The 26,268-nt window shown below is 41.8% G+C and carries 22 protein-coding genes; 1 reads left to right on the top strand and 21 read right to left on the bottom strand.

Annotated features, from left to right (window positions below):
- Positions 1-154: 154 nt before the first annotated feature.
- The 19 genes from CDO33_RS08320 to CDO33_RS08230 form a co-directional block, all read right to left on the bottom strand.
- On the bottom strand, positions 155-775 hold the full coding sequence (locus tag CDO33_RS08320) for an HD domain-containing protein (protein WP_103082439.1): 621 nt from the start codon (positions 773-775) through the stop codon (positions 155-157).
- Positions 776-1,166: 391 nt separating this feature from the next.
- Positions 1,167-3,080, bottom strand: coding sequence for an anaerobic carbon-monoxide dehydrogenase catalytic subunit (cooS, locus tag CDO33_RS08315; protein WP_103082440.1), 1,914 nt, complete (start codon positions 3,078-3,080; stop codon positions 1,167-1,169).
- A 255-nt stretch (positions 3,081-3,335) separates the two neighbouring features.
- A complete protein-coding gene (locus CDO33_RS08310; RefSeq protein ID WP_161496567.1) occupies positions 3,336-4,328 on the bottom strand; it encodes a hydroxyacid dehydrogenase in 993 nt (330 codons plus the stop codon).
- 163 nt (positions 4,329-4,491) lie between these two features.
- A complete protein-coding gene (locus tag CDO33_RS08305; protein WP_202849520.1) occupies positions 4,492-5,556 on the bottom strand; it encodes a Gfo/Idh/MocA family protein in 1,065 nt (354 codons plus the stop codon).
- 53 nt (positions 5,557-5,609) lie between these two features.
- The gene (locus tag CDO33_RS08300; RefSeq protein WP_103082442.1) at positions 5,610-6,470 is read right to left on the bottom strand and encodes a helix-turn-helix domain-containing protein; all 861 of its coding nucleotides are present in this window, start codon (positions 6,468-6,470) and stop codon (positions 5,610-5,612) included.
- 34 nt (positions 6,471-6,504) lie between these two features.
- Positions 6,505-7,791 (bottom strand): enolase C-terminal domain-like protein, encoded by a 1,287-nt coding sequence (locus CDO33_RS08295; protein ID WP_103082443.1) that lies wholly within the window; start codon positions 7,789-7,791, stop codon positions 6,505-6,507.
- A gap of 12 nt (positions 7,792-7,803) precedes the next feature.
- Entirely contained in the window at positions 7,804-8,739 is a 936-nt protein-coding gene (locus CDO33_RS08290) for a Gfo/Idh/MocA family oxidoreductase (protein ID WP_161496568.1), read from the bottom strand.
- A gap of 794 nt (positions 8,740-9,533) precedes the next feature.
- Complete coding sequence (locus tag CDO33_RS08285; protein WP_202849521.1) at positions 9,534-10,370, bottom strand: carbohydrate ABC transporter permease; 837 nt, start codon at positions 10,368-10,370, stop codon at positions 9,534-9,536.
- 9 nt (positions 10,371-10,379) lie between these two features.
- Positions 10,380-11,339 (bottom strand): carbohydrate ABC transporter permease, encoded by a 960-nt coding sequence (locus tag CDO33_RS08280; RefSeq protein ID WP_202849522.1) that lies wholly within the window; start codon positions 11,337-11,339, stop codon positions 10,380-10,382.
- Between the two features lie 179 nt (positions 11,340-11,518).
- On the bottom strand, positions 11,519-12,916 hold the full coding sequence (locus tag CDO33_RS08275; protein ID WP_103082446.1) for an ABC transporter substrate-binding protein: 1,398 nt from the start codon (positions 12,914-12,916) through the stop codon (positions 11,519-11,521).
- A gap of 536 nt (positions 12,917-13,452) precedes the next feature.
- On the bottom strand, positions 13,453-14,628 hold the full coding sequence (gene nagA, locus CDO33_RS08270; RefSeq protein WP_103082447.1) for an N-acetylglucosamine-6-phosphate deacetylase: 1,176 nt from the start codon (positions 14,626-14,628) through the stop codon (positions 13,453-13,455).
- Positions 14,629-15,402, bottom strand: a complete 774-nt coding sequence (locus CDO33_RS08265; protein WP_202849523.1) for a glucosamine-6-phosphate deaminase — start codon at positions 15,400-15,402, stop codon at positions 14,629-14,631.
- Positions 15,403-15,654: 252 nt separating this feature from the next.
- Positions 15,655-16,515, bottom strand: a complete 861-nt coding sequence (locus tag CDO33_RS08260) for a sugar phosphate isomerase/epimerase family protein (protein WP_103082448.1) — start codon at positions 16,513-16,515, stop codon at positions 15,655-15,657.
- Between the two features lie 9 nt (positions 16,516-16,524).
- On the bottom strand, positions 16,525-17,313 hold the full coding sequence (locus CDO33_RS08255; RefSeq protein ID WP_161496569.1) for a M55 family metallopeptidase: 789 nt from the start codon (positions 17,311-17,313) through the stop codon (positions 16,525-16,527).
- 14 nt (positions 17,314-17,327) lie between these two features.
- Positions 17,328-18,365 carry a Gfo/Idh/MocA family protein gene (locus tag CDO33_RS08250; protein ID WP_103082450.1) on the bottom strand — a complete coding sequence of 346 codons (1,038 nt, stop codon included), beginning with the start codon at positions 18,363-18,365 and terminating at the stop codon, positions 17,328-17,330.
- Positions 18,366-18,446: 81 nt separating this feature from the next.
- Positions 18,447-19,364: an AraC family transcriptional regulator gene (locus CDO33_RS08245; RefSeq protein ID WP_161496570.1), complete on the bottom strand. Its 918-nt coding sequence runs from the start codon at positions 19,362-19,364 to the stop codon at positions 18,447-18,449.
- Positions 19,365-19,407: 43 nt separating this feature from the next.
- Positions 19,408-20,283 (bottom strand): sugar phosphate isomerase/epimerase family protein, encoded by an 876-nt coding sequence (locus CDO33_RS08240; RefSeq protein WP_103082452.1) that lies wholly within the window; start codon positions 20,281-20,283, stop codon positions 19,408-19,410.
- 222 nt (positions 20,284-20,505) lie between these two features.
- On the bottom strand, positions 20,506-21,780 hold the full coding sequence (locus CDO33_RS08235; protein WP_103082453.1) for an L-rhamnose isomerase: 1,275 nt from the start codon (positions 21,778-21,780) through the stop codon (positions 20,506-20,508).
- Positions 21,781-21,883: 103 nt separating this feature from the next.
- Positions 21,884-22,258 (bottom strand): sensory rhodopsin transducer, encoded by a 375-nt coding sequence (locus CDO33_RS08230; protein WP_103082454.1) that lies wholly within the window; start codon positions 22,256-22,258, stop codon positions 21,884-21,886.
- Between the two features lie 434 nt (positions 22,259-22,692).
- On the opposite strand from CDO33_RS08230, the gene CDO33_RS08225 reads away from it, so the two are divergent.
- The gene (locus CDO33_RS08225; RefSeq protein WP_103082455.1) at positions 22,693-23,574 is read left to right on the top strand and encodes an AraC family transcriptional regulator; all 882 of its coding nucleotides are present in this window, start codon (positions 22,693-22,695) and stop codon (positions 23,572-23,574) included.
- A gap of 360 nt (positions 23,575-23,934) precedes the next feature.
- On the opposite strand, the gene CDO33_RS08220 is transcribed toward CDO33_RS08225, so the two are convergent.
- A complete protein-coding gene (locus CDO33_RS08220) occupies positions 23,935-25,419 on the bottom strand; it encodes a rhamnulokinase (protein ID WP_103082456.1) in 1,485 nt (494 codons plus the stop codon).
- 74 nt (positions 25,420-25,493) lie between these two features.
- On the bottom strand, positions 25,494-26,267 hold the full coding sequence (locus CDO33_RS08215; RefSeq protein ID WP_103082457.1) for a DeoR/GlpR family DNA-binding transcription regulator: 774 nt from the start codon (positions 26,265-26,267) through the stop codon (positions 25,494-25,496).
- Position 26,268 lies beyond the last annotated feature (1 nt).

Raw genomic sequence — 26,268 nt, 5'->3', positions numbered from 1 at the left:
GTTTCAAATTATCTATATTATAATATGGAATAGAAAATATGTCAATATTTACCAAATCACTATTTCAAAATAACTAACACAACAAGCTATATAAATACAGGCAAGTCACCGGTACTTTTACTTGTTCATGTGTGCATAAATCAATATAGGTCGGTCACAAACCCAAATCGAAGGACAAATGCTCGACAAACTCGCATAAGAGCTCCTGCTTTTTCCTCCAAAACTCTTTTGCTTTTGTTGTAATCATAGGATTTTCATTAAGCTGCGTACAAGAATATTTCAATATATGATTATATGCCTTTTCATATGTTTGTACTTCCTGCATGCCCATCGCCATGCAGTCCCATATGATTGACAGTGCCCCTGTTTCATCCAGCAAGTCGGCCTCCATCAATAGAATCAACTCCAAAGGTGTGCCCTCTTCTCTCATCAATCGTTTATTGGAATGGTTCTCCACCAGGTAAACAACCAGATTTATAAAATCGGTATCATATCCGTTTTCGGCAAGATACTTTTTACATATGGCGGCACTGTTTTTGGCGTGCTTTGAATTGTCCGACGATACGGAATATCCTACATCATGAAATATCGCAGCAACCAAGACAGCTTTCCTATTGATGGAAGGTATGTCCTCAACAAGGCGCTGGGCCCACATGAATACTCTTCTGATATGGTCCGAACGCTTTCGGAAAGGAAAAGGGCTGACTTTTGTCCCCTCATCACCATTATTAGTGACAAGACAGTTTTTTACATACTGGAGCATTTCTTCATACATTTTTATGCACACCTTTACTTCCTGTTATGAATAATTCTTTGAGCATACAGCAAATTTTCAGATCATCGTCCGATTCTTTCTTTATTATCTCAGATTTATTATTATCTCAGAACCTGCACTTCGGGAATTCCAGCACAATGGGTTCAGCTGGTAATGCTGTATCTAATTTATATTATGGCTGTTAATTAGTCAAGCAGATTAATCAAGCAAATGCCAGATATAATGTATTTTCACATCGGTATGCCATGGCTGGTCAGATTGAACCACGGCGCTTGTCCAATAAATGCTTGTCTAATATAAAAATAAAACAAAACTCTACCGGTGTCCGATATCAGCAGAGTTTTGTTTCAATATGCTTTAAAGTTCCTTTATCGCTCCTTGATAGGATTTATCAGTTCAGTCCAAGCCTTTTTCTTTTTTCCATAATAACAGCTTCAATACCGTTTGCTGCTTCCACCGGATCATCTCCCAGCCCCACTTTACCGCCGGTCATATCTTCCACATCCTCCGTCAGGAGTTTTACCAGAGCAGGAGCACCAGTTATAAAAGGAACCGGCGACAGATGGGTGTATGCTCCATATGCCACCCCGAAAATACCGTCAATGGTAGCCTTCTGTTCCATCCATTCCGGTGCCGTTATGGCTATAGGAAGGTCCGGTATATCTACGTTAAGATGTTCCGCCAGTGCCGTCACCAGCATGGAAATCCTTCCCGTATCCGTACAGGTACCGAAGCTTAAAACCGGAGGAATATTCAGCAAGTTGCAGATTTCTTTCAATCCCGGGCCTGCCATCTCCCTGGCTTCGGTAGTGCACAACCCTGCCACCTCCAAGGCGTGATTTCCACATCCTCCGGCTACAACAAGTATGTCCCTCTTGATCAGCTCTTTTGCTAAGTTTACCGTATTCCAGTCCTGGGGACCGTTCCTCAGGGTAGAGCAATTGGCCAGAGCAACTACTCCTTTTATTTTTCCTGCCGATATGACATCCACCAGCGGATCAAGCTTATTGCCCAAAGCCTGCAACACTGCCTCGGTAGAAAAACCTGCTACGGCCTTTTGTACCCTTTGAGGCACTTTGGGAACGACCTTACCTTTTCTTTTCTTAAAATTCTCGATACCCAGTTCAATCAGCCTGTCAGCCATGCAATCAACATCCTGGGGATTATACGGCATTTCATGCTGCAATCCGGGAATGCCTATGATAGTGCTTACTTTAACCAGTGTTACCTGATACTTTTCTGCATACTGGTCTATCGCAGGCGGAGAACAGTTTTCCTCCATTGCCAGTACATCTACCGTACCTGTGGCAAGAAAAGGTTCTATTGTCAACCAGTTGCCCATGAGCCCAACAAAAACATCATCTACTTCAAACCTTTGGAGGAGCTCCTGGCCGGTTTCGATGGAGCCAACTATTCTGAGACCTTTTGCTCCAGCTTCTTGAGCTTTTTTCTGCACCTCCGGGGTTCTTGCCTTTAATAGTGTGGCAACTCCCACCCAAGGTTGATGTCCGTTGAACGCAATATTTACATATTCCGGGTCCATTATTCCCAAATCAGTATTGACCTCATGGGGTTTTGGAGTTCCGAACAATATATCCTGAGCCATTTCAAGGCCGATCTGCGCTGTATATATCGTTGCCAGCCCAAGCCTTAACGCTTTTTTAGCCAGGGATGCATAATCACCGTCAACATTGGTGAGGCAGCTGGCAATGCAATTTTGCTCTTCGTGGACAACCCCTGCCGGATAAATGTCCATCCGTCTCCATACTTCCTTGCGTTTCGCAGGAGCAAAGGCTTCCACCATGATGCTTGGCTTTTCGGTATCCTTGTACATTTCACTTTCCAGCAGATCCGCCAGCTCCACTGCCATTCTATTAACATCGTTACCGGTGTTGATGCCGACTTTTTCGCACATCCATTTCAGCTTTCCAACATCCGTAATTTTAAAAGGTGTCTTTCCCTGGCCTGTAGCCCTGAGAGTTCTGAATGCTTCATAGGCATGATGGCTGTATGTAGCTGCCCCCATGATGTTGTGCATCAAAAACTCCCTCATCGCCATGGCATCGCCGCCTATTCCACATACACCCTTGTCCTGGCCTCCTTTTTCATTGATTCTGCATGGCCCGTTGGAGCATAATTTACAGCTCAGTCCCTGCAGGCAGAACTTGCACCGGATTTTCTCCTGAAGCGCATATCGGTCGAACACATTTGACATTCCATCTTCCCTGATGCGTTTTAGCATTTCTTCAACGGTATCGTGATAGCTTACACGACCCTCCAGCTTTTCAAGTATTGCTTCGCTCATGACTTACCTCCATATTATTTGTTTATGTATAAGATTTCCTTTATCACGGGCAAATATGTATAAAACTGCTTTTCAGCTTCTAAGAATCGATGGAAAACGAAAACAGGGCAAAAAAAAACCAGGTAATTATAAACCTGGTCATATTATTGAATTTACGAAAAAAGCAAGTTTGCTTTAATCCTCTATATGAAGTTCTTATTTCAATGTGATAACCCTGAATTTTAGCCTTGCTTATCACGATGAACTATCTGCCCTTCAAGCCAGGCTGTTAATTTTTGATTCAAAAACTTCCCCATCCATTTCTTCTCCTTTTTCATAAAGCCGGATTTCATTTGCTACATATCTACCTATCCTATATAGCCCGTTGTTTACAGCTCCAGCAATATGAGGTGTCAATATGACGTTGGGAAGACTTCTGAAGGGATGATCTTCAGAGGGTGGTTCAGGATCGGTGACATCAATACATGCAAACAATCTTCCTTTTTTCAGCTCGGTAATCAAAGCATTTTCATCAATTATTGAACCACGGGCTGTATTTATAAGCACCGCATCATCTTTCATCACAGCCAGTCTATCAGCATTTATCATATGATATGTTTCAGGAATGGAAGGGGCATGGACGGACACCACATCCGATTCCTTTAGCAGTTCGTCCAGCTCTGATTTTTCCGCACCCAATGCGGCTGCCTTTTCTCTGTCAATAAAGGGATCATACAACAATATTCTGACATCAAAATTATTCATCAGCTTAATATAATGAGTCCCTGCCCGGCCGGCACCTATAACCCCAATGGTGATACCATAGACTTCTCTGACCTTTTCCCGTCCTTCCGACCATTTACCTGCCCTGGTATTTGCAGACAGGCTCCACATGTTCTTTATAGCTGTAATGGTGAAACCTACAGCCGTTTCCGCAACTCCAATGCCTAATGCCTGGGCAGAGCTTGAAACCCTGATTCCCCTTCTCCATACTTCATCACTTATGATCCCCTTGACACTTCCCGCTGCATGGATAATCAACTCCAAATCCGGAGCCTGGTCCAATACATCTTTGCTCAATTGCGGACACCCCCAGGAAGTGATGATGATATTTGCTCCCATTGCAATTTCTTTAGCCCTTTCCTGATCCGGGTCATGTTCATCCGTATTGTATATAGTATTTCCATACCGGCATATTATATCTATATCCTCCTGCTTAAAAATATTTTTCCGCTGTTTGGCATTCATCATGAATACAATATTTTTCAAACTATATTCCCCCATAACATTTCATTGTATTTGCAGTCATGTGGTTTTTACCTGCTTATTATATAGGCATGACCGATACATTCAACGCCTGCAAATTGAATCAGATGGATTCAATCCATTTCTATAATAGTTCCACATTGCCATGTACCTTCTCTTGTGACTTCTAAGGAGCCAAAGGAAGCTCGACCACCTGATTAAACTGTGCTGATCTATATATTGAATGTATAATCTCCACCGACTTTCTTGCTTCTTTTCCGTTTACCATCGGCTGTTCTCCTTTTGATATAGAATGAAGTACATCCTCTATTTGCCTCCTGTGGAGGTTTCCGTCGATGTTCATTGGATCTGCCGACCCACTCTTGTGTGGAAGCATTTCCAGTTGCCGGAATTTTACATCTATGGGATTACGATCCATAAACTCCCAGTGTTTTATTGCATTATCCACAATAATTACAGATCCTTTCTCTCCATGTATTTCTATCCTTGCCCCAATACCCGGATATGCCGCTGTGGTACCTTCAATAATCCCTATAGCTCCATTTTGGTATTTAATAGAAGCTACAGCAGTATCTTCGACCTCTATACCACGATGTCCCAAGATTCCAGTTATCCCATACACTTCTTTGACAGGCCCCATCATCCATTGCAAAAGATCAATATAGTGAATGGACTGGTTCATTAGAGCGCCCCCTCCATCTAGAAGTTTAGTCCCTCTCCAGCTTTTATTATCGTAATATTCCTGTGAGCGGTACCACTTAATATACGCATCACCCATAATCAGCCTTCCGAATCTTCCTATTGAAATGGCTTCTTTAACCAGCTTGTGATGGTCATTATATCTCAGATTAAAAATTCCGGATATTGTAACTCCATTCTTTTCACATTCCTCCAGCATGTCATCAATCCTGTCCAAGGTTATTTCGATAGGTTTCTCAACAATGATGTGCTTTCCTAGCCGTGCAGCTAAAACGGCAATATCCCGCCTTAATCCGCTGGGGGTGCAAATACATACGATTTCAATATCTTCTCTTCCTAGAAGCTGCCTGTAATCTGTATACCAGTCGACACCCCCGTATTTTTCAGCAACGCTTTTGGCAGTTTGAGCCGATATGTCACCTACTGCAATAAGTTCCGCATTTCGAATGCTTTGGATAGCATCCAGATGAAACCGCGATACAGCACCGCATCCAATAACACCGAATTTATATTTCTTTATAGATGCATCCATTACTTCACCTGCTTTCTTAATATATTCGAGATTATCTACCGGGACATGTTTTGCTATATCGTATCATTAACCTTTTGCTCTTCCTCAAAATACAGATATACACTTCGCCCATGTTTCTGCCTAAACTCATATGGGCTTAACCCCTCTTTTTGAGAGAAGAATCTGCTAAAATAATGAATGCTCTGAAATCCCGTTTGTTCAGAAATTTGTGTAATGCTCATATCGGAATATGTCAACAGCTCTTTGGCTTTAAACAGCCTCATGTCATTGAGAAAGTGTATGGGTGAGCTTCCATACTTTTCTTTGAACTTCTTTGAAAAGTATGTTTTTTCCAGGCATGCTATATCAGCGATCATATCCAAGGTTATTGCTTTATGCATATTATTTCGCATGAATGCTATAACAGGTTCAAATATCGGGTCATCTGTTGAACATAAAGAAGGTTCCATGGCTTTGCCAATCATAGTAATGTGCTTTTGCTCTTTAGCTCTTAAAAGATGTAGCAATGTTTCACACAGCTTTAAGTTAGCAATATCCGAATAGTATATGTCAGCTTCCTGCCCTTCTTCTATCATCATTTCCAGGTTTTTTCTAACTACATAACTATTAACAGGCATCACTAGCGGCATCTGACTCACTTCATTCAAAATTTCTTCCTTCTCAATATCAAATTTAATCTCTATCGTTTGAAGCCCTTCCTTCTTATCGATATCAAAATTGTGTTCGAAGTAAGCAGGAATCATGTACATATGATCTTTCCTGAATGGATATTGTGTTTCGCCGATGGCGATATTCCCCCCGCCTTCCATGACATACACATACTGAAAGAATCTGTGGGCGTGCCTGGACACACTTTGTCCATATAAATATCTGCATTTGGCCAGCCATAGGACGTTGATCCCGGTATTAAGCATTAAAACACTCCCTTTTTATATGTATAGCAGGACATCATATTAGAGACATATAATAATCGCTTATATCAAATATACCACCACTTTTTCTGTAGAAGTCCTCTTCCAGCCGGAACAAACCCTTATTCATTCTAACCCATGAACCGTCAGCACAAGGGTGATAAGTTTCCATAGTATTCCAGTTCTTGTAATTCTGCATGCCATTGGACTCCAAAATCCCTATGTTCATTCCCGGCAATAGCTCCAGCCTGGCAGCTACGTTTTTATTCCAGTCAGCTAAAATAGGATTTACCGTCAAATCAGCACAAAAACAAGGTATTCCATGATCATGGGCGGCTTTTGCCATACGGAGGCTCATGCTCAATGTCTTGGCAGCAGGCTTAAGGGCAATAGCCTTATATCCCATTTGTATCCTCTCTATTACATCCATATCCGAATGGGCGCATTCATCGGCTGCCACTCTGACGGGTATATCGTCAATGCAAATAGTTTTATCCTGTGAAAAGGGTTCTTCAAGGATTATAATATCATCCAGAGCCCCGATTTTGTCGGCATATTCCAATAACTCCATCACCTGAGCCTTATTGTCATATCTTCCATTGGCATCGAGATAATAGGCTATCTTTCCACTGGAAGTATATGGCGTTGCAAAATCGCGAACTGCCTGGTGGATTTCTTTCAACCGATGTTTGTCCCATTCCAGCATCTTATACGGATCTCCGTCTAAATCCGGATCTGAGCCTATTTTTATCTTCAAAATGGAATACCCATCCTGAGCGAGCTTGACAGCCTCATCCACAGACACTCCATATGTAATAAGAGGAATGCAGGCCAGCTTATCATGTCTACAGGATAAGGAAGGCCTGAAAGATATCGGCAGCATGTCATCAAAAAACTTATAGTTTTTTTCTTTGAAATAAAGCATCCAAGCTGCCAGATCTACAGGAACAAGTGCATTTAAGACAAATGTTTCTTTGATATCATCTATCCCAGTGGCCTGTTTTGCATACCTATATATTTCAGGAAAAATTTCATCCAGCAGGTTTACAGGCATATCGAATTTCATACCTTCAATAATTTTCAAAGCACGTTCTGTAAGCAGAAACATTATATTGTCGCTTTCTATATCTCCATACCTGCTCAGAACCTGCGGATCAGACCAAAGAACACTTTGGACACCCAGCCCCAGACCGTCGTATCCATTTTCGCTTTCCATATAAGCAATACTCTGTCGCAACTCCTTTATGTATTGACCTTTAAATCCAAATGGCGCAATCAAAGGCTCTCTTACAAAGTTTCCTCTGCATCTTCTAACTTTAATCATGGAATCCCTCAATTAATATATCTTTGCTGATGCTTTTGCATAATCCTTCTCAAAAGCATAGCCATCATACCCCGGATCACTCTCCGGTATATCTGAAATCCTGACGACAGCTCCATGATTCTCTCTGGATATTCTGGATGCCAGCATAATCTTTACGGAATCTGTAAGCTCTGGCACTGAAGCTAACATATTGCGGCCGCTTTCTATGTAATCGCAAATTCTGTCCAGCAACGCTCCATATATCTTCGTTATATCAATACGGAACTGATAAGTCCCCTTGGTGGTCATTATAACGATTTCAAAAGGCATCCACACTTCATGAAACGTATTATATGTAGCTGTAACTCCATTTTGAAATTCGACAAAAAAGGTCTCACACATCTTTCCATCCTGGCAGCTTCTTCCCACAAATCTGGATGATACAGCATTGCATCCGGCCAACCGGCTGATTGCTTCCACAATATGTATGGCATAATTAAATTCGTCCACTCCTGCTGTTCCATATATGTTCATGATTTTCCCCCGTTCTTCCTCAGTCCGGGAAAGGAAATCATCAATCTCACAGGCATACCGCACCGAAGAACTTCCCAGTATGACCATTCCTTCTCTGTATAGCTTTTCCAACTCCATACAGTCTTTTATGTTTCCTGCTATTGGTTTGTCGATAAACACCGGCTTGCCTTTCTTAAGAAACGGCATAGCCTGACTCAAGTGTTTATCCCAGTTGCAGCTCTGTATAAATCCTATATCCACCATGTCCGCCAGTTCCTCTATAGAACCGCATCTTTTTTGCAGAGCATAACTTCTCATAAAAGACTCCACTTCATCATCCCCACGAAATCCGTCATTGTACACGGCTGTGTATTGCGCTCGTCCATACTTTGTCAGATAATCTGCAAAAGCCTTAGGATGGGATGTATCTATATTAACTACTCCGATTTTTATCACATCAATCTCTCCCTTCGAAAAATATCCTGTTAGTCGCTCATATAACTTTAATATACCAATTGTTCAATAAGTTGCTCCTGAAAATTTTAGAGCCTGCTGACAGGATTTCAGGCTCTTTATCCATAAAATAATCCTGGCGGATTCGGCACAAGTTTTCATTTTTACATGCATAACCAGCAGCGAAAGCTGCTCAGTATATTTTTCGGAATCAAGTTAACTATATTATACATTAATAGCAGTCATAATTCTTTATACGAAATTGATTTTTTATTGCATATTATTAGATTTGCTTATATTTACATAAAGATTTTATCCGCCCATCAGGATCACACAGGTACTTTAATAAACTAAAAATTTGTTATTATGAATTGCCATATAAATCAAAACTTCTCCTTTAAGATAATCTACCAATGGTTGATAGCATCTTCATAATATAAAATGCTTATTCCTTAGATGGTCAATCAATAATTTATAGGTAAATATTTTATCAACAACTGGACGAGTTGAAAAATGTAATATCTCAACGGACAATATTCTATGCTGTGCAACGCAGGTCAATTAACTTGGTAAAATTATATTTGATTTTTCAAAAGGATTTGGAACTGGAAAAGGGGGGCCTGTGGATAAAAATGTATTATACCAAGTCACTACTTTAACGAAACCGATTATTGCTGCACTGATTTTGATCTTGTTTGTAATTTTCATTTCAACATAGTAAGGCACTGGTATAATGAGTTATTTATATAAACAGTATATGTGGAAAAGGACAGAGAGATAAGCTCTCTGCCCACAAACTATTTCAGGCCGGTGGTTGCAATACCGCTGATAAATTGCTTTTGTGCAACAAAAAACAGAATAATCAGCGGCATGGTAAACAGTGTAGCAGCTGCCATCAGAAGCTCCCATTCCTGTTTTGTGGTAGTCAAAAAATTCTGCAATCCAATGGAAAGAGTATACTTACTGCCATCCTGCAAATATATCAATGGACCATTAAGATCATTCCAGCAACCGATGAAAACTAATAAGGTAACTGTTGTCAGTACAGTTTTACACATGGGATAGACAATCTGGTAAAGAATACGTATCTCGCTGGCACCATCGATACGAGCAGCTTCTATAATGCTATCAGGCAGACCTTTTATGAACTGTCTCATAAGATAAATATAATACGGAGCCCCGAAAAATGCCGGCAACGTCAATGGAACAAAAGTATTCACTAATTTAAGTTTAGACCATGTGACAAATAAAGGAATCTGTGTTACCTGCCACGGAATCATCATTGTCCCAATGATGATAGGAAAAATGTACTTTCCCCCTTTCCAGGGTATTTTTGTGATGGAATATGCAACCATAGGAGCTGAAACAAGCTGTCCCAATACAGGTATAACTGTTACTATCAGAGTATTCTTCAAGTATTTCAAAAACGGCATCCTCTGAAAAACTTCAATGTAGTTTTCCGGCTGAAATGGGTCAGGTATCCATTGAGGAGGATTAAGAAAAACTTTTGTGGATGCCTTAAAGGAGGTAGATAACATCCAAACAAAGGGAGAAAAAAATATAATAGCGAAAATAATCAATAATGAATAAACAATGATCTTACCAGGGTGGATCTTTACTTGTCCCGTCATCATTCACCCTCCTTATTCCATGTCATAATTAACAGATTTGTTACTGGTTCGGAACACCAAGAATGTTATTACCATCACAATAATGAACAAAATAATTGCCATGGCGCTTGCATAACCCATTTTTAAAAAGCTGAATCCATTCTGATATAAATACAAGGAGTAAAATAAAAGAGAATTCTTTGGCCCGCCGGCTGTTGTTTGTCCGGGATTCATTACCTGCGCAAACACAAATCCCTGCGTGAAATATTGAAATGACTGGATCAGGCCCATTATGACCAAAAACTGTATGGTCGGCGAAATACAGGGCAGTGTAATGCTAATGAACTTGCGGAACGGGCCTGCACCATCGATATCTGCCACTTCATAAAATGAATTAGGCACAGCCTTTAGTGCAGATAAAAATATTATTGCAGATTGACCGCACCTCCACGTGTCCATGATAATTAACGAAAATTTGGTGTATTTTGGATCGCTCAACCATGAAGGACCTCTTATTCCAAACAGACCGAAGAAGTTATTAATAAGGCCATATTCCGGGTTTAGAATCCATATAAACAGCATGGCACTTGCAACCATTGGAACAATGGTAGGCATATAATATACTGTTCTAAAAATGGACATTCCACGGATTTTCATATTCAGCATCAGGGCAATCAAAAGCGCTGTAGTTAGCCCTATAGGAAGCCCCAAAAACGCCATATAGGCAGTATTTTTAATGGATAGATAAAACTTGTTGTCCTTAAAAAGATTTATATAATTTTCAAAACCTACCCAGTTGGGCGGATTAAAGATATCATATTCGGTAAAACTATAGTAAATCGCTGATCCTATGGGATAAATCTGAAAGCAAATAAATCCAATAATCCAAGGAAGTGCGAACAATATACCTATAAAGAAAAATTTACGCTGCTGTTTGCTAACTTTTTTGGTTTTCTTTTTCGTCTGTACAGAGACAGATATCATATCTTCCATATCTTTTCACTTCCTCTCCTATGTTTCATACTAAATACATAAGACTGCTTTTACTTCATAAAACAGCTTTCCGGTAAGGTATTTCTTTATGAAAAACCCTACCGGCATAGCTTGATTATTTTAATACTTTTAATTTATATGGACCATATCCGTCAATAGTTGTTCAATTTTATCCCGGATTACTTTGAAACTATAGGATATTTGTCCGCCAAAGGCTGCACTTTTTCAATTATTTTGGCAACTGCTTGATCTATGTTTTGTTCACCGCTAAAGCACAGGTTCATTTCGTCATTGATCGCAGTTAAATATTCATTGATGTAAGCACTCATCGGAAATCCCCTGATATTGTCACTCAGAAGAATTTCAGCGACTTCTTTCATTGTTTCACTTACATCCAGTTCATTTTTAACATATTCTATCGCAGTTCTTCTACTGTAGAAAGCTCCATTATTATAGTTGCCTTCAGATAATTTTTTCATTGTTTCTTTTGATGTCAGTGATGCAAGTACTTCCCAGGCCTGATCCGGATGCGCAGTCTTTGCATTTATCTGCCAGACATTCGAAGTGATCATATAAGATCCTTTCAGTTCAGGGTGGGCTTCAGGATAAGGAATCGGAGCAACACCCCATTCTACATCTCCAGCACACTCTTCCAGGCTGGGAAGAACGCTTTCGGCAGTAAAATACATAGCAACCTTGCCTGTTAGCATAGGATCGGTTTCAGTTCCTCGAGCACCTAAAGTATCTTTAAAGCGAATGATATTGTCATATCCGTATTTATTGTAGATATCGATCTGCCACTGATAAGCCGCTTTCATTGCTTCGCTGTCCATGGTAATTTTATTTTCACTATTAATCCATTCTGCACCAAATGCGACCGGCCACAGAACATTATCAAGCCAAGGATAGTTAGGTATGATACCCATCTGTGTAATGGTTCCATCTTTTTCAACAACGGTGAGAGCTTCACTTGCTTTTATCATTTCTTCCATGGTAGCTGGAAATGTATCATATCCTGCTTCTCTCAGCATTTTTTTATTGTATACCAGGAAAGATGTGCTGTAGGAGTTAGGAACTGCGTAAATACGACCATTATAGGTTCCTCTTTCCCAGGCAGCTGGCATAATGTCATCCTTGTCAAATTCTTTATCATTATTTACATAATCAGTAAGATCCAATAAAGCCCCTTTGTCTGCCCAAGTAGAAGTATTATTCCAATAGTTCATAAAGATATCGGGTATTTCCCCACTTGATACTGCCGTCAAAATAACATCGGCCGTCTTGGCACCAGAAACCTCAACCGTAATATTGCTTTTGTTTGTAGCATTGAACTCTTTGGCCCATTCCAACATCCTCTGATGAGGGGTGGTTTTTTCATTGTCTTCAGCATGTAGATGCCATACCTTTATAGTTACCGGTTTGCTTCCTGTTTTTTCAGACTCCTGCCCACCGGATGCGGTGCTACTTTGAACTGAATCTTGGTTTGAATTGGATTCATTAGTCGTACATCCTGCAAAAATCGCCAATACCATAGCCAGTACCAATAAAATGCCCAATGCTTTCTTTCTCTCAATCATAACTAACCTCCTTAACAAATCATAGAATTTTTTGACATAAATTTTAAATAATGGATCTACTTCATGCCTGTTGTCCCTCCCCCATTATCTTGCTTTTCTCTTCTGTTCCATGTATTTCTGTAATTTGGGATTAATTAAGATATTTTCAAAGCTCTGAAAATGCTTAGGAATCACTTTTATCTTAAACCTCTAGTTCTTAATTGTCTTCATGGCCAGCTGCATTATGAAGGCATATCTAAGCCTCTTTTGAAAATAGTAATTCCTTCCAGGCTTTGAGATCATGCTTTTCTTCCCTAAAATATATCTTAGTAAAATATAGCTGACACTGGCGTCGATCAGTTTTGCCTTCTACATTACAGGCTTGTCAGGAAGATAAACTGCGAAAGATTACACAAGATATGACCTGTAAGCATTATTTGAGTTATTTAAACAACCTACTACCTCAATTATAGATTATTGAAGCTATCAGTCTTTATACAGAATCGTTTTTTTATTGCACAATCATTGGATTTTTTTAAAGCAAGCTTTTCATACGCTCAAAGAGTATTCAGGAATTCCTCTCCTCTGGTCATTACATATTTAATATTGATATCATCGTCAAATATTATAACATCGGCATCCTTTCCTATCTCCAGGCTGCCTTTTCTGCCGCTGCATCCCATGATGCTGGCAGGAGTCTCTGTGGCCATCTTTACCGCATTATGAATTTCAACTCCCGCACCCCTGTACATGTTTCTTACCAGCCTGTCCATTGTGGCTATGCTCCCGGCAAAGCATTCAAAATCCGGCATAAATGCCACGCCGTCCTTTAGAATGACTTTTTGTCCATTTTCCATGCTTCCTAAAACCGACTCCCCTTCTGTCCTTCCCGCTGCCCTCATCGCATCAGTAACAAGAGCTATCCTTTCAGCTCCTTTTATTTTATAAATCAGTTTTAGCAGTTCTATAGGAAGATGGCATCCGTCTGCTATGATTTCCACCGTCATTTCATCCAGCAGGTATGCGCATTCAACAATTCCAAGCCTTCTGAAGCCTTTTACCCTATGTACTCCCTGCATTCCCGAATAAAGGTGGGTAACATGCCTTACTCCGATTTCAAAAGCTTTGACTACATCCTCATACTCCGCTTCCGAATGCCCGATGGATGCCACTATTCCTCTTTCTCTCAATTCCCTTCCAAGCTCCATGCCCCCTTCCAGTTCAGGAGCAAAGGTCATTCTTTTTATTAGCTTGCTGTAATCGAGCAAGCGGCCGTATTCCTCCTTTTTCGGCATCTTTAAGTATTTGGAATCCTGGGCGCCCTTCTGTGCGACGTTCAGATACGGTCCCTCAATGTGGATTCCAAGAATTTCGGCACCCTTCAGGCCAAGGTTCTTATAATCCGTTATGACCTCTATAGCCTGATACATTTCCTCTTCAGGGCAGGTAAGGGTCGTGGGATAAATTCCTGTAGTTCCGTGGGCAGTATGAACGGCAATTATTTTCTCAACGGATTGCACATCCCTGTCCATGAAGTCCCCTTCCCCTCCTCCATGAACATGTATGTCTATAAAACCCGGTGAAATATAGCTTCCGCATGCATCAATTATATTGCCCTCATGCTTTCCTTCATCCCTGTAAAGCCCTGTAATCCTTCCACTCTCGACGGTCAGGCAATAGCCTTCCAGTACCCCGTCCGGCTGAATTATCTTCCCGTTTATAAAGGTAAACATCTATTCCACTTCCTGTATAAGATATTTTCCTGCTTCCCTGTCCAGGTACAAAGTGGCATCGCTGTGCTTTCTGAGGATGGTGGCAGGACATTTTTCCGTTACTTCCCCCAGCACCGTCAGTTTTACCGCTTCAGCCTTTGTAGCGGAGGGAACGATGCAAAATATTTTCGTTGCCCTCATCAAAGCAGGAATCGTCAGGGTGACCGCATATTTAGGCACCTCTTCCAGGCTGGGAAAGCAGCCGTCATGCACCTGCTGCATCCTGCATTTTTCATCCAGATCCACGACCTTAATCGTTTTATTGTCTCTAAAATCAGCAACATGCGGGTCATTAAAAGCAATATGCCCGTTTTCTCCTATCCCCATAAAGACGATATCCACCGGATGCTCCACCAGCAATTCCTCATATTCCCTGATCCCTTCGTCAATGCTTGCCTCGTTTATTTCCATATAGTGCACCTTTTTAAACCGGACCTTATCAAAGATGTTTGCCTTCAAGAAGCTGGCGAAAAGCCTCTCATCTCCTTTTTTTAAGCTTATGTATTCATCCATATGAAAGGCATTAACCCTGGACCATTCTATATCCTGCACAGCAAGATACTTCAGAAATTCATTCTGAGACGGAGCAGCAGCGAATATGCAATTTATCTCATCTTTTATTTTCAGCAGCTTCCTCATATATGCTCCGGCGTCACAGGCTGCTGCTTTTCCCATGCTGTCCCTGTCATTATATATTTTTACTCTGAAATTAAAGCTAAAAGCAGGGCTTTCCATTTTATCGCATCCCCTTTCCGCTCGCAATAACCTGTCTTTGCATTCTTTATTCCCGTAAGAGTGGTGTCCAGATTCCCATAAAGGCAGTATCCAATCCTCCGGCTTGGCTTTTTAAGTCAAATTCTCAATAATATAAATTGGAAAAAGGTTTTCAAAAATACTCAAATATACTCTGCGGATAAATTTCACAAACCGCTTGTCGATCACAGCTTACTGCTGGTTAAAAGATGCCACCGGCAAATCATAGGCAAATCATAAATAATCCGCCAGCATTTTCTTTAACTCCACCATGCTTTCCTCCGATGCCAAGTCTCCGTTATATGAGAAAAGACTTCCTCCAGGCTTTTTGAGCAACTCCTCAGGAATTTTCAATTTTGGCCTGTAGTGGGTTTCCAGGACAACATACCCGTCATATCCCATGGAGTGTAAGGCCTTAAAAATCTCAGCAAAAGGCACCCAGCCGGTTCCGACCTTCACCGATTCCGGTTTTCCGTCTATGAGTTTTGCATCTTTGACATGTACATGCCTTATGTGATCTTGTATTTCATTAAAGCCATCGGGATAGGGCTTTTCAAAATCAGGGTCGTAAATATCATTTCCCGGGTCATAAACAGCCCCAATATGTCTGCTGTTCAGAAGACCTATAAGCTTTGACAATTTTTTGCAGTTGGTGGTAAATACGCTGGGGTCCGGTTCCAGCAAAAGCTGAATGCCTTCTTTTTCAGTCATTTCAAGAGGAAGCTGGAACTTATCTATAATCTCCCCTATTCTTTCATCAAAGCTTCCGTCAGTGAAAAACGAAAAACCTCTTATTGTGCTGCAGCCAAGTATATGAGCTCTTTCCATCAACCTTTTCAGCTTTTCAATATTATCATCGTATTCCTTTTCACTGTCCATCGAGCATTTGAAAAATGAACTGCTGATATTGCACACTTCCAGATCATGGCTTTCAATGATATTTTTAATTTCGTTTATCCTTTTTTCCGGAACCATATCTATGCTCATGTCATCAACAGATCTCAGCTCCAGACCGTGAAGACCATGTTTCACGGCAAAATCCACAGCTTTTCTTATGTCCTGGGTTACTTCATCGGTTATTACTCCCAGCTTCATATATGCCTCCTATTTTCTAAAAGTATCCCATACTCCGGTTCCACGTTTTATTACAGTCCTTCCGTCTATTCTGGTCATACCTGCGTTTTTGAAATTAAAAGTATCCGCATCGGATGTCATGGCCGCTTCGTAATGTATCTCCACTTCCTTCGGAACATCCAGAAGCTTAAAATTATCTTTTTCTTTAACCACCTGTCCCGCCAGCTTTTTTAGCTCATCCCTCACCACGGATGGAGGGGTCATCAAAGCGCAGTGCCTCGCTATACCCTTCTTGGTCTCATATGCCTTTACCCATGGCAAAAACTCCAGAGCTTCTTTAACCGCTTTATCATCCCCGGTGACCATGGCGACCGGAACCTTAAGTTCGCTGGCAATAAGGGCGTCAATATATATTTCGCCGGCTTTTAATCCATTTACATAAACATTATGGATATGAGCAGAACTGAAGGTATGGTCAAGCACAGCTCCTTCTGTACCTGCCATCGCATGATAACCCTGGAGTATAATAAAATCAAAGGAGCTGTCCAGTAACGGAAATCTTACGTTAGGATGGGAATAACCCATTATATATTTTGCCTTCGGATGCATATAGTCATATAGAAAATTAACCCCTGTACTATGGGCATCAAAAACATATACCTCATCCACCCCTGCATCTACAAGCCCGTCCACAACACTGTAAACTTCCTGGCTTAGCAGCCTGCAAGCCTCGTTATACTCCGGTGTCCCCTTTGTCTGATGCTCTTTTGTAATAACTCCTGCAATGCCTTCCAGGTCCGCACTGATATAAGCTTTCATACCGGTCATCTCCGTTATATCTGAAAATCCAGCTCCCTGTTTTCCCTTGAAGATTTATATATGGCACAGATAATATCCACTGCTGTCCTCGCCTCCTCAGGCGGAATCATTGGTTCTCTGTCCTCGTGGATGGCTTCAATCAAGTCCTTTATCAAAATATAATGCCCGGCTGAGGAAATTTTTGCAGGGTCCGACGCTCCTCCCAAACTTTCCCCGGCGTCAGGCACCTCCGGCGCATCATCCCCTATGAATTTCCATGCTTTAATTCCTGAATCGTCGAATATGACAGTACCTTTTTCACCATGGATTTCAAACCTGGTCTCAAAACCCGGATATACCGAAGTCGTTCCTTCAATCACACCGAATCCACCGCCTTCAAACTGCAGTATTGCAGCCGCTGTGTCTTCAACGTCTATTTTCCTTGCAAGAGTGCCGGCCTTGGCAAAAACCTTTTTCACCTTTTCTCCAACCATCCAGAGCAGAAGATCAATGCCATGGACACCTTGGTTCATAAGGGCTCCGCCTCCGTCCAGCTCCCATGTTCCTCTCCAATCTGCACTGTTATAGTATTCCTGGGATCTGTAATATTTGAGATAAGCGTCTGCCAGCACTATTCTCCCTAGTTTGCCCTCACCAATTGCTTTTTTTACTGCAATTGCAGCGTTCATTGTCCTTCTCTGAAAAATGCACTGCATCTTTACGCCGCATTCCCGCACAACCTTTATCACATCATCCATCTTTTCCGGGGTTATCTCCATTGGCTTTTCACATACTATATGCTTTCCAGCTCTTGCCGCTGCTTTTGAAATCTCTCCATGGATGCCGCTGGGGACACAAACACATACCACATCTATGGCAGGGTCCTTCATCATCTCTCTGTAGTCATAATACACGTGGTCCACCATATATTTCTTGGCAAAACCATCTGCTTTTTCGGGTACTATATCACATACCGCATAAAGCCTGGCTTCTTCAATATTTTTAATGGAGTCGGCATGGCTGGGCGCAATTACCCCACAGCCAACAATTGCAAAATTCAATTTTCTGCTCATTCTATAACCCCCAGTTCATGAATTATTGATATGAAATCATTAATTAGCAAATTATCGTTATAAACAATGCATGATCACGTCCTATTCAGCTCTTTCTTTTCTGTAAAGCCTCGGCGATACACCCACCTGCTTCTTGAATGTCCTGCAAAAATGCGTGACGTCATTGTATCCGACGCTGTAGCATATTTCAGTTATTGATGCATCTGTGGTGTTAAGCAGTTCCAAAGCTTTTTGAATCCTGAGCTCCGTATGAAATTCCGTAAAGGTTTTACCTGTAAGGTTTTTAAATACATAGCAAAAATACGTTTTGGACATCATCGAATGCTTGCATACATCATCAAGATGCAAATCCTGGGTAAAATTGTCTTTTATATACTGAATTGAGTTTAAAATGGCATTTCTGTACTTATCAAAAATTTCATCCGACTCTTTATCCTTGGGACTTTTTGCATATTCCCTTGCAATTACGGCAAGAAGCTTTAGCAGATTGGCTTTTATGTATAGTTCATAATATCTTTCTTCTGAATCGTACTCTTTGAGCATTTCCATGGTTAGCTTCTCCACTTCCATCTGAGCTTCATGGGATAGAACAAGCTTTGGCTTAACCATGTCCTTGGAGACCAGAAAGGGTTCTAAGTAGGCAAAATCAAAAAACCCCTTGTTTTTTGTGAAATCATCATATTCACTGCTGACAAACTCGGTGGAAAATTCTATTCCAATGATTTTTACATCCTCATCTTTGATCTTCCTCATTTGATGAACAACATAGGGAGGAATTACAAACAAATCCCCTTTTACCATCCGGTGTTCATTATTATTTATCCAGTGGCTGCAAACACCTTTGCAGACATACCATATCTGCATATAATCATGAGTATGTTTGGTAATCCCACACATTTCCCCATCAAGAAGATATGCTTTGAAGGGTATCCTTTTATTAAAATTGCTCCTGGAATCAAAAAAGCTTATATCATTGTCCTTGAATATATCACTGTCCATATAATCACCACTCAAACCCCTAATAAAGAACGCCGGATATGACTTATTCAAATGTCCTCGCATCTTTTTGGGCTATATCCAGTTGCTTCCTAATCTCCCTTATTTCTTGAGCCGCCCTCCGCTCGTCCGGAACTTGGGCATGGCATTCAGCAGACAGATAACCATCATATCCAATCTTCATCAGGGCTTTAAACAATGGTACATGATCTACGGCTCCTTCACCCATGAGCTTTTGCTGGAATATCTCAGTACCATAAACAGTTCTGTCCCTGAATGCTCCCGGAAGGGAATCATCATTCACCCTTGCCAGATCCTTAACATGGACATGATATATTTTGTCCTTTAAAACTTCCACCGAACGGCTTCCATAATCAGTATCCGTTATGTACATATTCGCCGCATCGTGGATTAATCCTGCATTTTCCCTATCCACCATATCGATGAAGGTCTTAGCTGCCTCAACCGTTTCTATGAGATTTCCATTGTGGATTTCCATGGCTATTTTCTTCCCGTGCTGTTTTGCCAGATCTGCCGCTTTTTGAATCCAGTAGACAGCCTTCTGATAGTGATATTTTTCAGCTTTAAAGGCATTTGGTCCTCCGCATGCTACTCTGATGATATCACATTTTACCACATCCATTAAACACAGGTATTTTTCCAGATCCTCCAGTTCCTTTTCACACTGTTCATCGGACATGGTGGAAAAACCCCCAGTATAGGCTCCAATGCACGGAACATAAAGGTTATGATAATCCAGCATGCTTCTTATCTCTTTTGCCCTCTCAAGCGATGTCCAAGCAGGAAAATGGGATTCGCCTCCCCAAAGCTCAATGCCGTCATAACCTAATTTTGCAGACAATTCTATGGCGTCCTCTAAGGATCTTTCTTTAAACATCAATGAAAATATGGAAATTTTCAACCGCTATTCCTCCCGGGAATTTCAAATACTTTCAACAATATTTTACACTTAATATGCAATCCGGTATTGGCATTTTTTACGAGAAAATATACATTTCGTTCAAAAGATAAATTAATTTATGTAGAAGCCTTGGGGATAAAATGCAAAGCAGCAATAAAAAACCCTGCTTGGCAGCTTGAAAAAGCCGGCAGGGTTTCGTCAGCAATCACATTTTCAGCAGTCCTATTTTCTTTTGCTCAAAATATTGCTCTCATATTCATTAACCTTGTCAATCCATTCAATGCCTACCGGGACACCTTTGTCCAGGCAGTATTTATCCCATACGGCTGCGTAAGGCAGCGCCTTGAACTCTTCCATCAATGCCAGGCGGTTGCCCAGTTTTCCGTTTTTCTCTTCGGCCAAAAGCCTTTGAGTAGGCTCCAGCATGGCAATCAATATCGCCTTCAATGCAGCCCTGGTCCCGGTCACCCATGCTTCTATCCTGTTTATGCTGGCATCAAAGAAATCCAGTGCGATATGGACCCGGTCAAAAGCATCGCATCTTTTAATCTCATGGGCTGTTGCCAGCAAATCATCGTTTAATATCACCACATGGTCGCTGTCCCAGCGCACCCCACGGCTTAAATGGAGCAAAAGCTCATCGGAAAAAGTGAGGATGGAGGAGATTTTATCCGCTATGCCCTCGGTGGGATGGAAATGCCCTGCATCAAGACAAAGCATCACATCGTTTTTCATCGCATAACCCATATAGAACTCATGGGAGCCTACCACATAACTCTCCGATCCTATTCCAAAAAGCTTGGATTCTATCGAATCCAGGATGTTGGATTTGCTGTAGCGGGTTTCATATATCTCATCCAGAGAATCCTTCAAAATCTTACGATGCTCCATGCGGTTTGCCGGCAAGTCCTTTGAACCATCCGGTATCCATAAATTATTTACACATGGCGTACCCAGCTCCTCACCGATGGAATTTGCTATTTCACGGCATTTCTGTGCATGGCGTATCCAGAATTTCCGCACCCTCTCATCCCTGCTGGAAAGGGTGAAACCTGAATCGGCCATGGGATGGGAAAAGAAAGTGGGATTGAAATCCAGTCCTATTCCTTTGCTTTTTGCCCAGTCAATCCATCTCCTGAAATGCTCGACAGAAATCTGATCCCTCTCTACATGAAGACCGTCAGTTTCAGCATAAATGGCATGGAGATTGACGCGATGGCAGCCAGGAATCAAACTCAGGGCAAAATCCATATCCTGCCGGAGCTCATCCCCATTTCTTGCTTTTCCAGGGTAGTTGCCGGTGGCCATTATTCCTCCGCCGGTTAATCCGTCAACTCCGGCTTCAAACCCTGTGACATCATCCCCCTGCCAGCAGTGAAGGGAAATGCTCACCTTATCCATTTCCTTAAGAATACTGTCGGTATCAATACCAAACGCTGCGTAGGCTTCCTTTGCCAGTTCATAATTTTTAATCACATTTTCTTTGCTATTGTACATATCCGACCTCCTGTTCAAAACACCGAAATCTGGCATATTTCCAATATCCCGGGGCATTTCAACCCTGGTAACTATATTTTGCATTGCTTTAATTGTAGATGCTTTAATCCAAAGGATAGGCAATAGTCGTCATAAGTGCCATCTCAGCCTGGGTTGTATCCATTCTGCTGTACTGCACAATGATGTTTTGATCGCTTTCCACCATCATTGCATAAGCTACTCCTTGCGGCACCCCTTCGCCCTTTTCGTTTTTCAGTTTGTCCATCCTTATATGATTTGTCCTTTCCGCCTTGCATACCTGCCGAAATCCACCCATTTTATCCCGGTCTTCAAAAAACAGGGTTATCTCAATGTTTGCGTCCCTATCCCCGGGATTTAAAACGCATATTGCCTCATGGCTGGGATATGCGCCATTACTGATGGGAGGGTAGAAACCATCGGGTATGAACCATACCTTCGATCCTATTTTTTTATTCATAGCAGACACCTCCGTGTCTTTTTACTATATTTTTAGGGTTGACACACCCATATTGTGGATGTCATGCTCATTTTTATACAGATACCGTACTAAAAAAGGACAACTTGGAGCTGCACACCCTGCCGGTTTGCATTGAGCTTCCTATGCATCTATAACTTGATTCTGCTTTCAGCCATCTGCTTTAAACTATATTGCTGCTCTTCAACCATATTAATTAATCAAATTATCTATGCTAATATTTTAATAGTAATTGAAATATTGGTCATTGGTGTATGTTACTTGGATATTAGTTGATGTTATAATGTTATATGAGCTGATAAAATATGGTTGCAGTGATGTATTAAGACCAGGTTTATTCATATCCCGCAAAGACTTGAACCGCGGGTGCCGGTACATACAATAAGGCATGCTAATTAAACCTCCCGGAGGTGCTTATGAGAAATATTCCTTTGCTGAAAGGGGATAACCTCTTTCAGGGAAATGAGCTTATATATATTAATAGATCTGATGAGCTGCAGGACTACAACGGTGTAATGCACAAGCATGATTTTATAGAGATTGCTTATGTTATAGAGGGAGAGGGAATCCATGCCGTGGGGGATTCCAGGTATGAAGTCTCCAGAGGGGATATTGTCATAATCAATTATGATATACCCCATGCGTTTTTGCCCAAAGAAGGCAGAAAAACCCTGCCTGTTGTTTACAACTGCGCTTTCAAGCCCGAATTCCTTGATGCATCGCTGATAAGCTCAAGCCACTTTGAAGATATCACATCCTCTTTCCTGCTTAAATCCCTTTTCCCGGAAGATTTTGCCCCGGGTCCGGATATAAAGCTAAAGGATGCCGACTTCAATGAAGTGGGAGAAATTTTCCGCAAGATGTATACCGAGTATAAGCTGAAGAAAAAAGGATGTTACCTGATATTGCGGGCTCACCTCATAGAGCTTGTGGTGAAAATTTTTAGATACATGGAAAAGGAAAGCAAATCCAAGGCCGTGAACCGAAACAGCCTTATCGTGGAATCAGCGGTGGAGTATCTCAAAAGCAATTATAATACGGATGTCAAGCTGGAAGACATTGCCCTGCAGTCCTTTATAAGCAAAAACTATTTCAGCAGGCTGTTCAAGGAAATAACAGGCATAAATTTCAGCGATTATGTGCAAAAGCTTCGTATTAGCGAAGCCTGCCGGCTGCTGAAGGAGACGGATATGAAGATAGTGGATATTGCTTCCTCTGTTGGCATCAACGATATAAAGTTTTTCTACAAGGTGTTCAGAAAAGTCACTGGAAAAACTCCGGGAGATTACAGGAAATGACAGCAAGCCCCTCAGCGCCATAATATCGTGTTACCAATGATTGCAAAAACAGCCGGTGACCACCTGTTGATTCAGGATAGTCCACGGCTGTTTTTTGTTTTATAATTATTTCTTATCATATTTAATTATGGCAAACTTAAAACTAAGTTCCATTTATTCTGTCACTAATGCTTCCAATTCAATCATGGTAGATCAAAACATCCTCAAGAAAAACATCTGCAATATCTCACAAAGAGGTTTTAAGTCTAGCATGTTGAAATTGAAACTTTGATTATCTGAAAAGGATATTCCCGGCAACTACAAAGTTTTAATCACACCATGACACGGTTGAAGAATGTCCAATCCCCAGGAACATACGCATCATTGCCTTACGCGGTCCATTACATTTCTGAATTTCTCATATGCCGCATCCCATACATCCTTTTCCTGGGGCTCATACTCCTCGGTCGGAACCGAGCTCTTTATAATCTCCCTAGCTTCCGCAAGGCTGCCTATCTCCTTCAGCGCCATCGCCTGAACGGCTATGTTGCCTAAAGCCGTTGCTTCAACGGGTCCAGCAATTACCAATCTGCCGGTGGCATTGGCTGTAAGCCGGCTCAGGAACTTATCTTTTATGCCGCCACCCACCATATGGATTACAGGCAGATTCCTTTCAAGAATATCTTCGATGCGCTCTATGGTAAAACGGTATTTCAATGCAAGGCTCTGATAAATGCACATCATTATCTCCCCTTTTGTCTCCGGCACCGGCTGTGAGGTATTCCTGCAGAATTCCCTTATCCTGTTGGGCATATCTCCCGGAGGGGCAAAGGTATGATGATCGGGATCTATGAACATTTCAAAGGGCTTCGCTTCCTTTGCCATCTGCTCCAGCTCCGCAAAGCTTAAATTTTCGCCTTCCCTCTGCCACTGACGCCTGCACTCCTGTATCAGCCATAATCCCATTATGTTTTTAAGGAAGCGGGTGGTATTGTTGACACCGCCTTCATTGGTAAAGTCGAAGGCCATGCTTTTATCTGTGATTATAGGCCTTGGGAGTTCAACTCCCAGCAGGGACCATGTCCCACAGCTGATATACACATAGTCTTCTCCACTTGCCGGTACTGCAGCCACAGCAGAGCCTGTATCATGGGAAGCGACAGAAACTACGGGCATGCTGGCCACCCTGAGCTCCTTCGCTATATCCGGCGACAATTTACCTATCACTGTTCCGGACTTCACTATATCCGTAAATATGTGCTTCGGAATATCCAGCTTTTCCATCAGCTCAAAGGCCCATGTGCCTGTTACCGGATTCAGAAGCTGGCTTGTGGAGGCGATGGAATATTCAGTGCTTTTTACGCCTGTAAGGAAATAATTGAAGAGATCCGGCATGAAAAGCAGTGTTGACGCATTTTCCAATGCCGGTGAGTTCTTTATTTTCATGGATAACAGCTGGTACAATGTGTTGAACCACATGAACTGTATGCCCGTCTGCCTGTATATCTCCTCCCGGCTCACAATCCTGCAAGCCTCATCAATCATGCCGTCGGTTCTTTTATCCCGGTAGTGGTAGGGATTGCCTATAAGGTTGCCATCACGGTCCAGCAGGCCGAAATCCACACCCCAGGTATCAATACCTATGGAACTCAGTTCATCATGTCCCTGCAATACGGTTTTCAAAATACCCTGCTTGATTTCATGAAAGAGCCTCAGCACATCCCAATGCAGGTTTCCGTTCACTTCCACGGGATCGTTGGAAAAGCGGTGTACCTCGGAAAGATTTATTTTCCTGCCGTCAAAGGTGCCCAATATGGCTCTGCCGCTGCTCGCGCCGAAATCAAAAGCCAGCATTTTCAAATCCATTATACACTCCCCCCTGTTTTCAATAATCCTTCTTGCATTATACAAATATGCTCAGTTATTACCCTGCCAAAGCGTTAACGGTTATTTGCCAATATATACTTCACATTCTTTCTATTAAGCTCATCTTCAAAGGCTTTGTCGACTGCGGCGTCGGTGATCAAGCAATGAATATCATCGAAGGTTGCCACCACCGGCACCCCGATCTTGCCGAACTTGCTGTGGTCGCAAAGGAAAATTGCCGTATCGGAGCAGGATATCATCGCCCTTTTTATTTCGGCTTGCTGTTCGTTGAAATCGGTCAAGCCTCTGTTTAATGTTACTCCCCGGCAGGAAAAGAAGGTTTTGTTGGCATAGTAATTATCCTTTATAACGTTTTCAGCAATCCTGCCCACATAAGACTGGTTATTCCTGTCCAGTATGCCACCGGTGCATATGATATTTAATCCGTCACTGCCGGACAGCTCCATCACAACTTTTTCAGAATTGGTGATGACAGTTACACCTTTTTTATCTTTTATATGCCTCGCGAGATAAAAAGTGGTAGTGCTGGCATCAAGAAATATCGTATCACCGTCATTTACCAAATCCGAAGCTGCTTTTGCTATAGCATCCTTTCCCGCCTGGTTTATTACCTGGCGCTTTTCCGCAGGAATTTCCGTCATGCTGTCCTCCACGAGGGTTGCTCCTCCATATGACCTTACCAGCACTCCCTGGTTTTCCAGCTTTTCCAGGTCCCTTCTGATGGTTTCCTCCGTAACATCAAACATTTTGCTCAATTCTGTGACAAGCACGCTTTTATTTTCGGTGATTATCTCCGCAATTCTCTTTCTTCTCTCTACAGCCAGCATA

The sequence above is a fragment of the Clostridium thermosuccinogenes genome (assembly GCF_002896855.1).
GTDB classification, from domain to species: Bacteria; Bacillota; Clostridia; order Acetivibrionales; family DSM-5807; genus Pseudoclostridium; species Pseudoclostridium thermosuccinogenes.
Note: the sequence above shows the minus strand (reverse complement) of the source record. Positions and strands in the feature narration are given on the sequence as shown.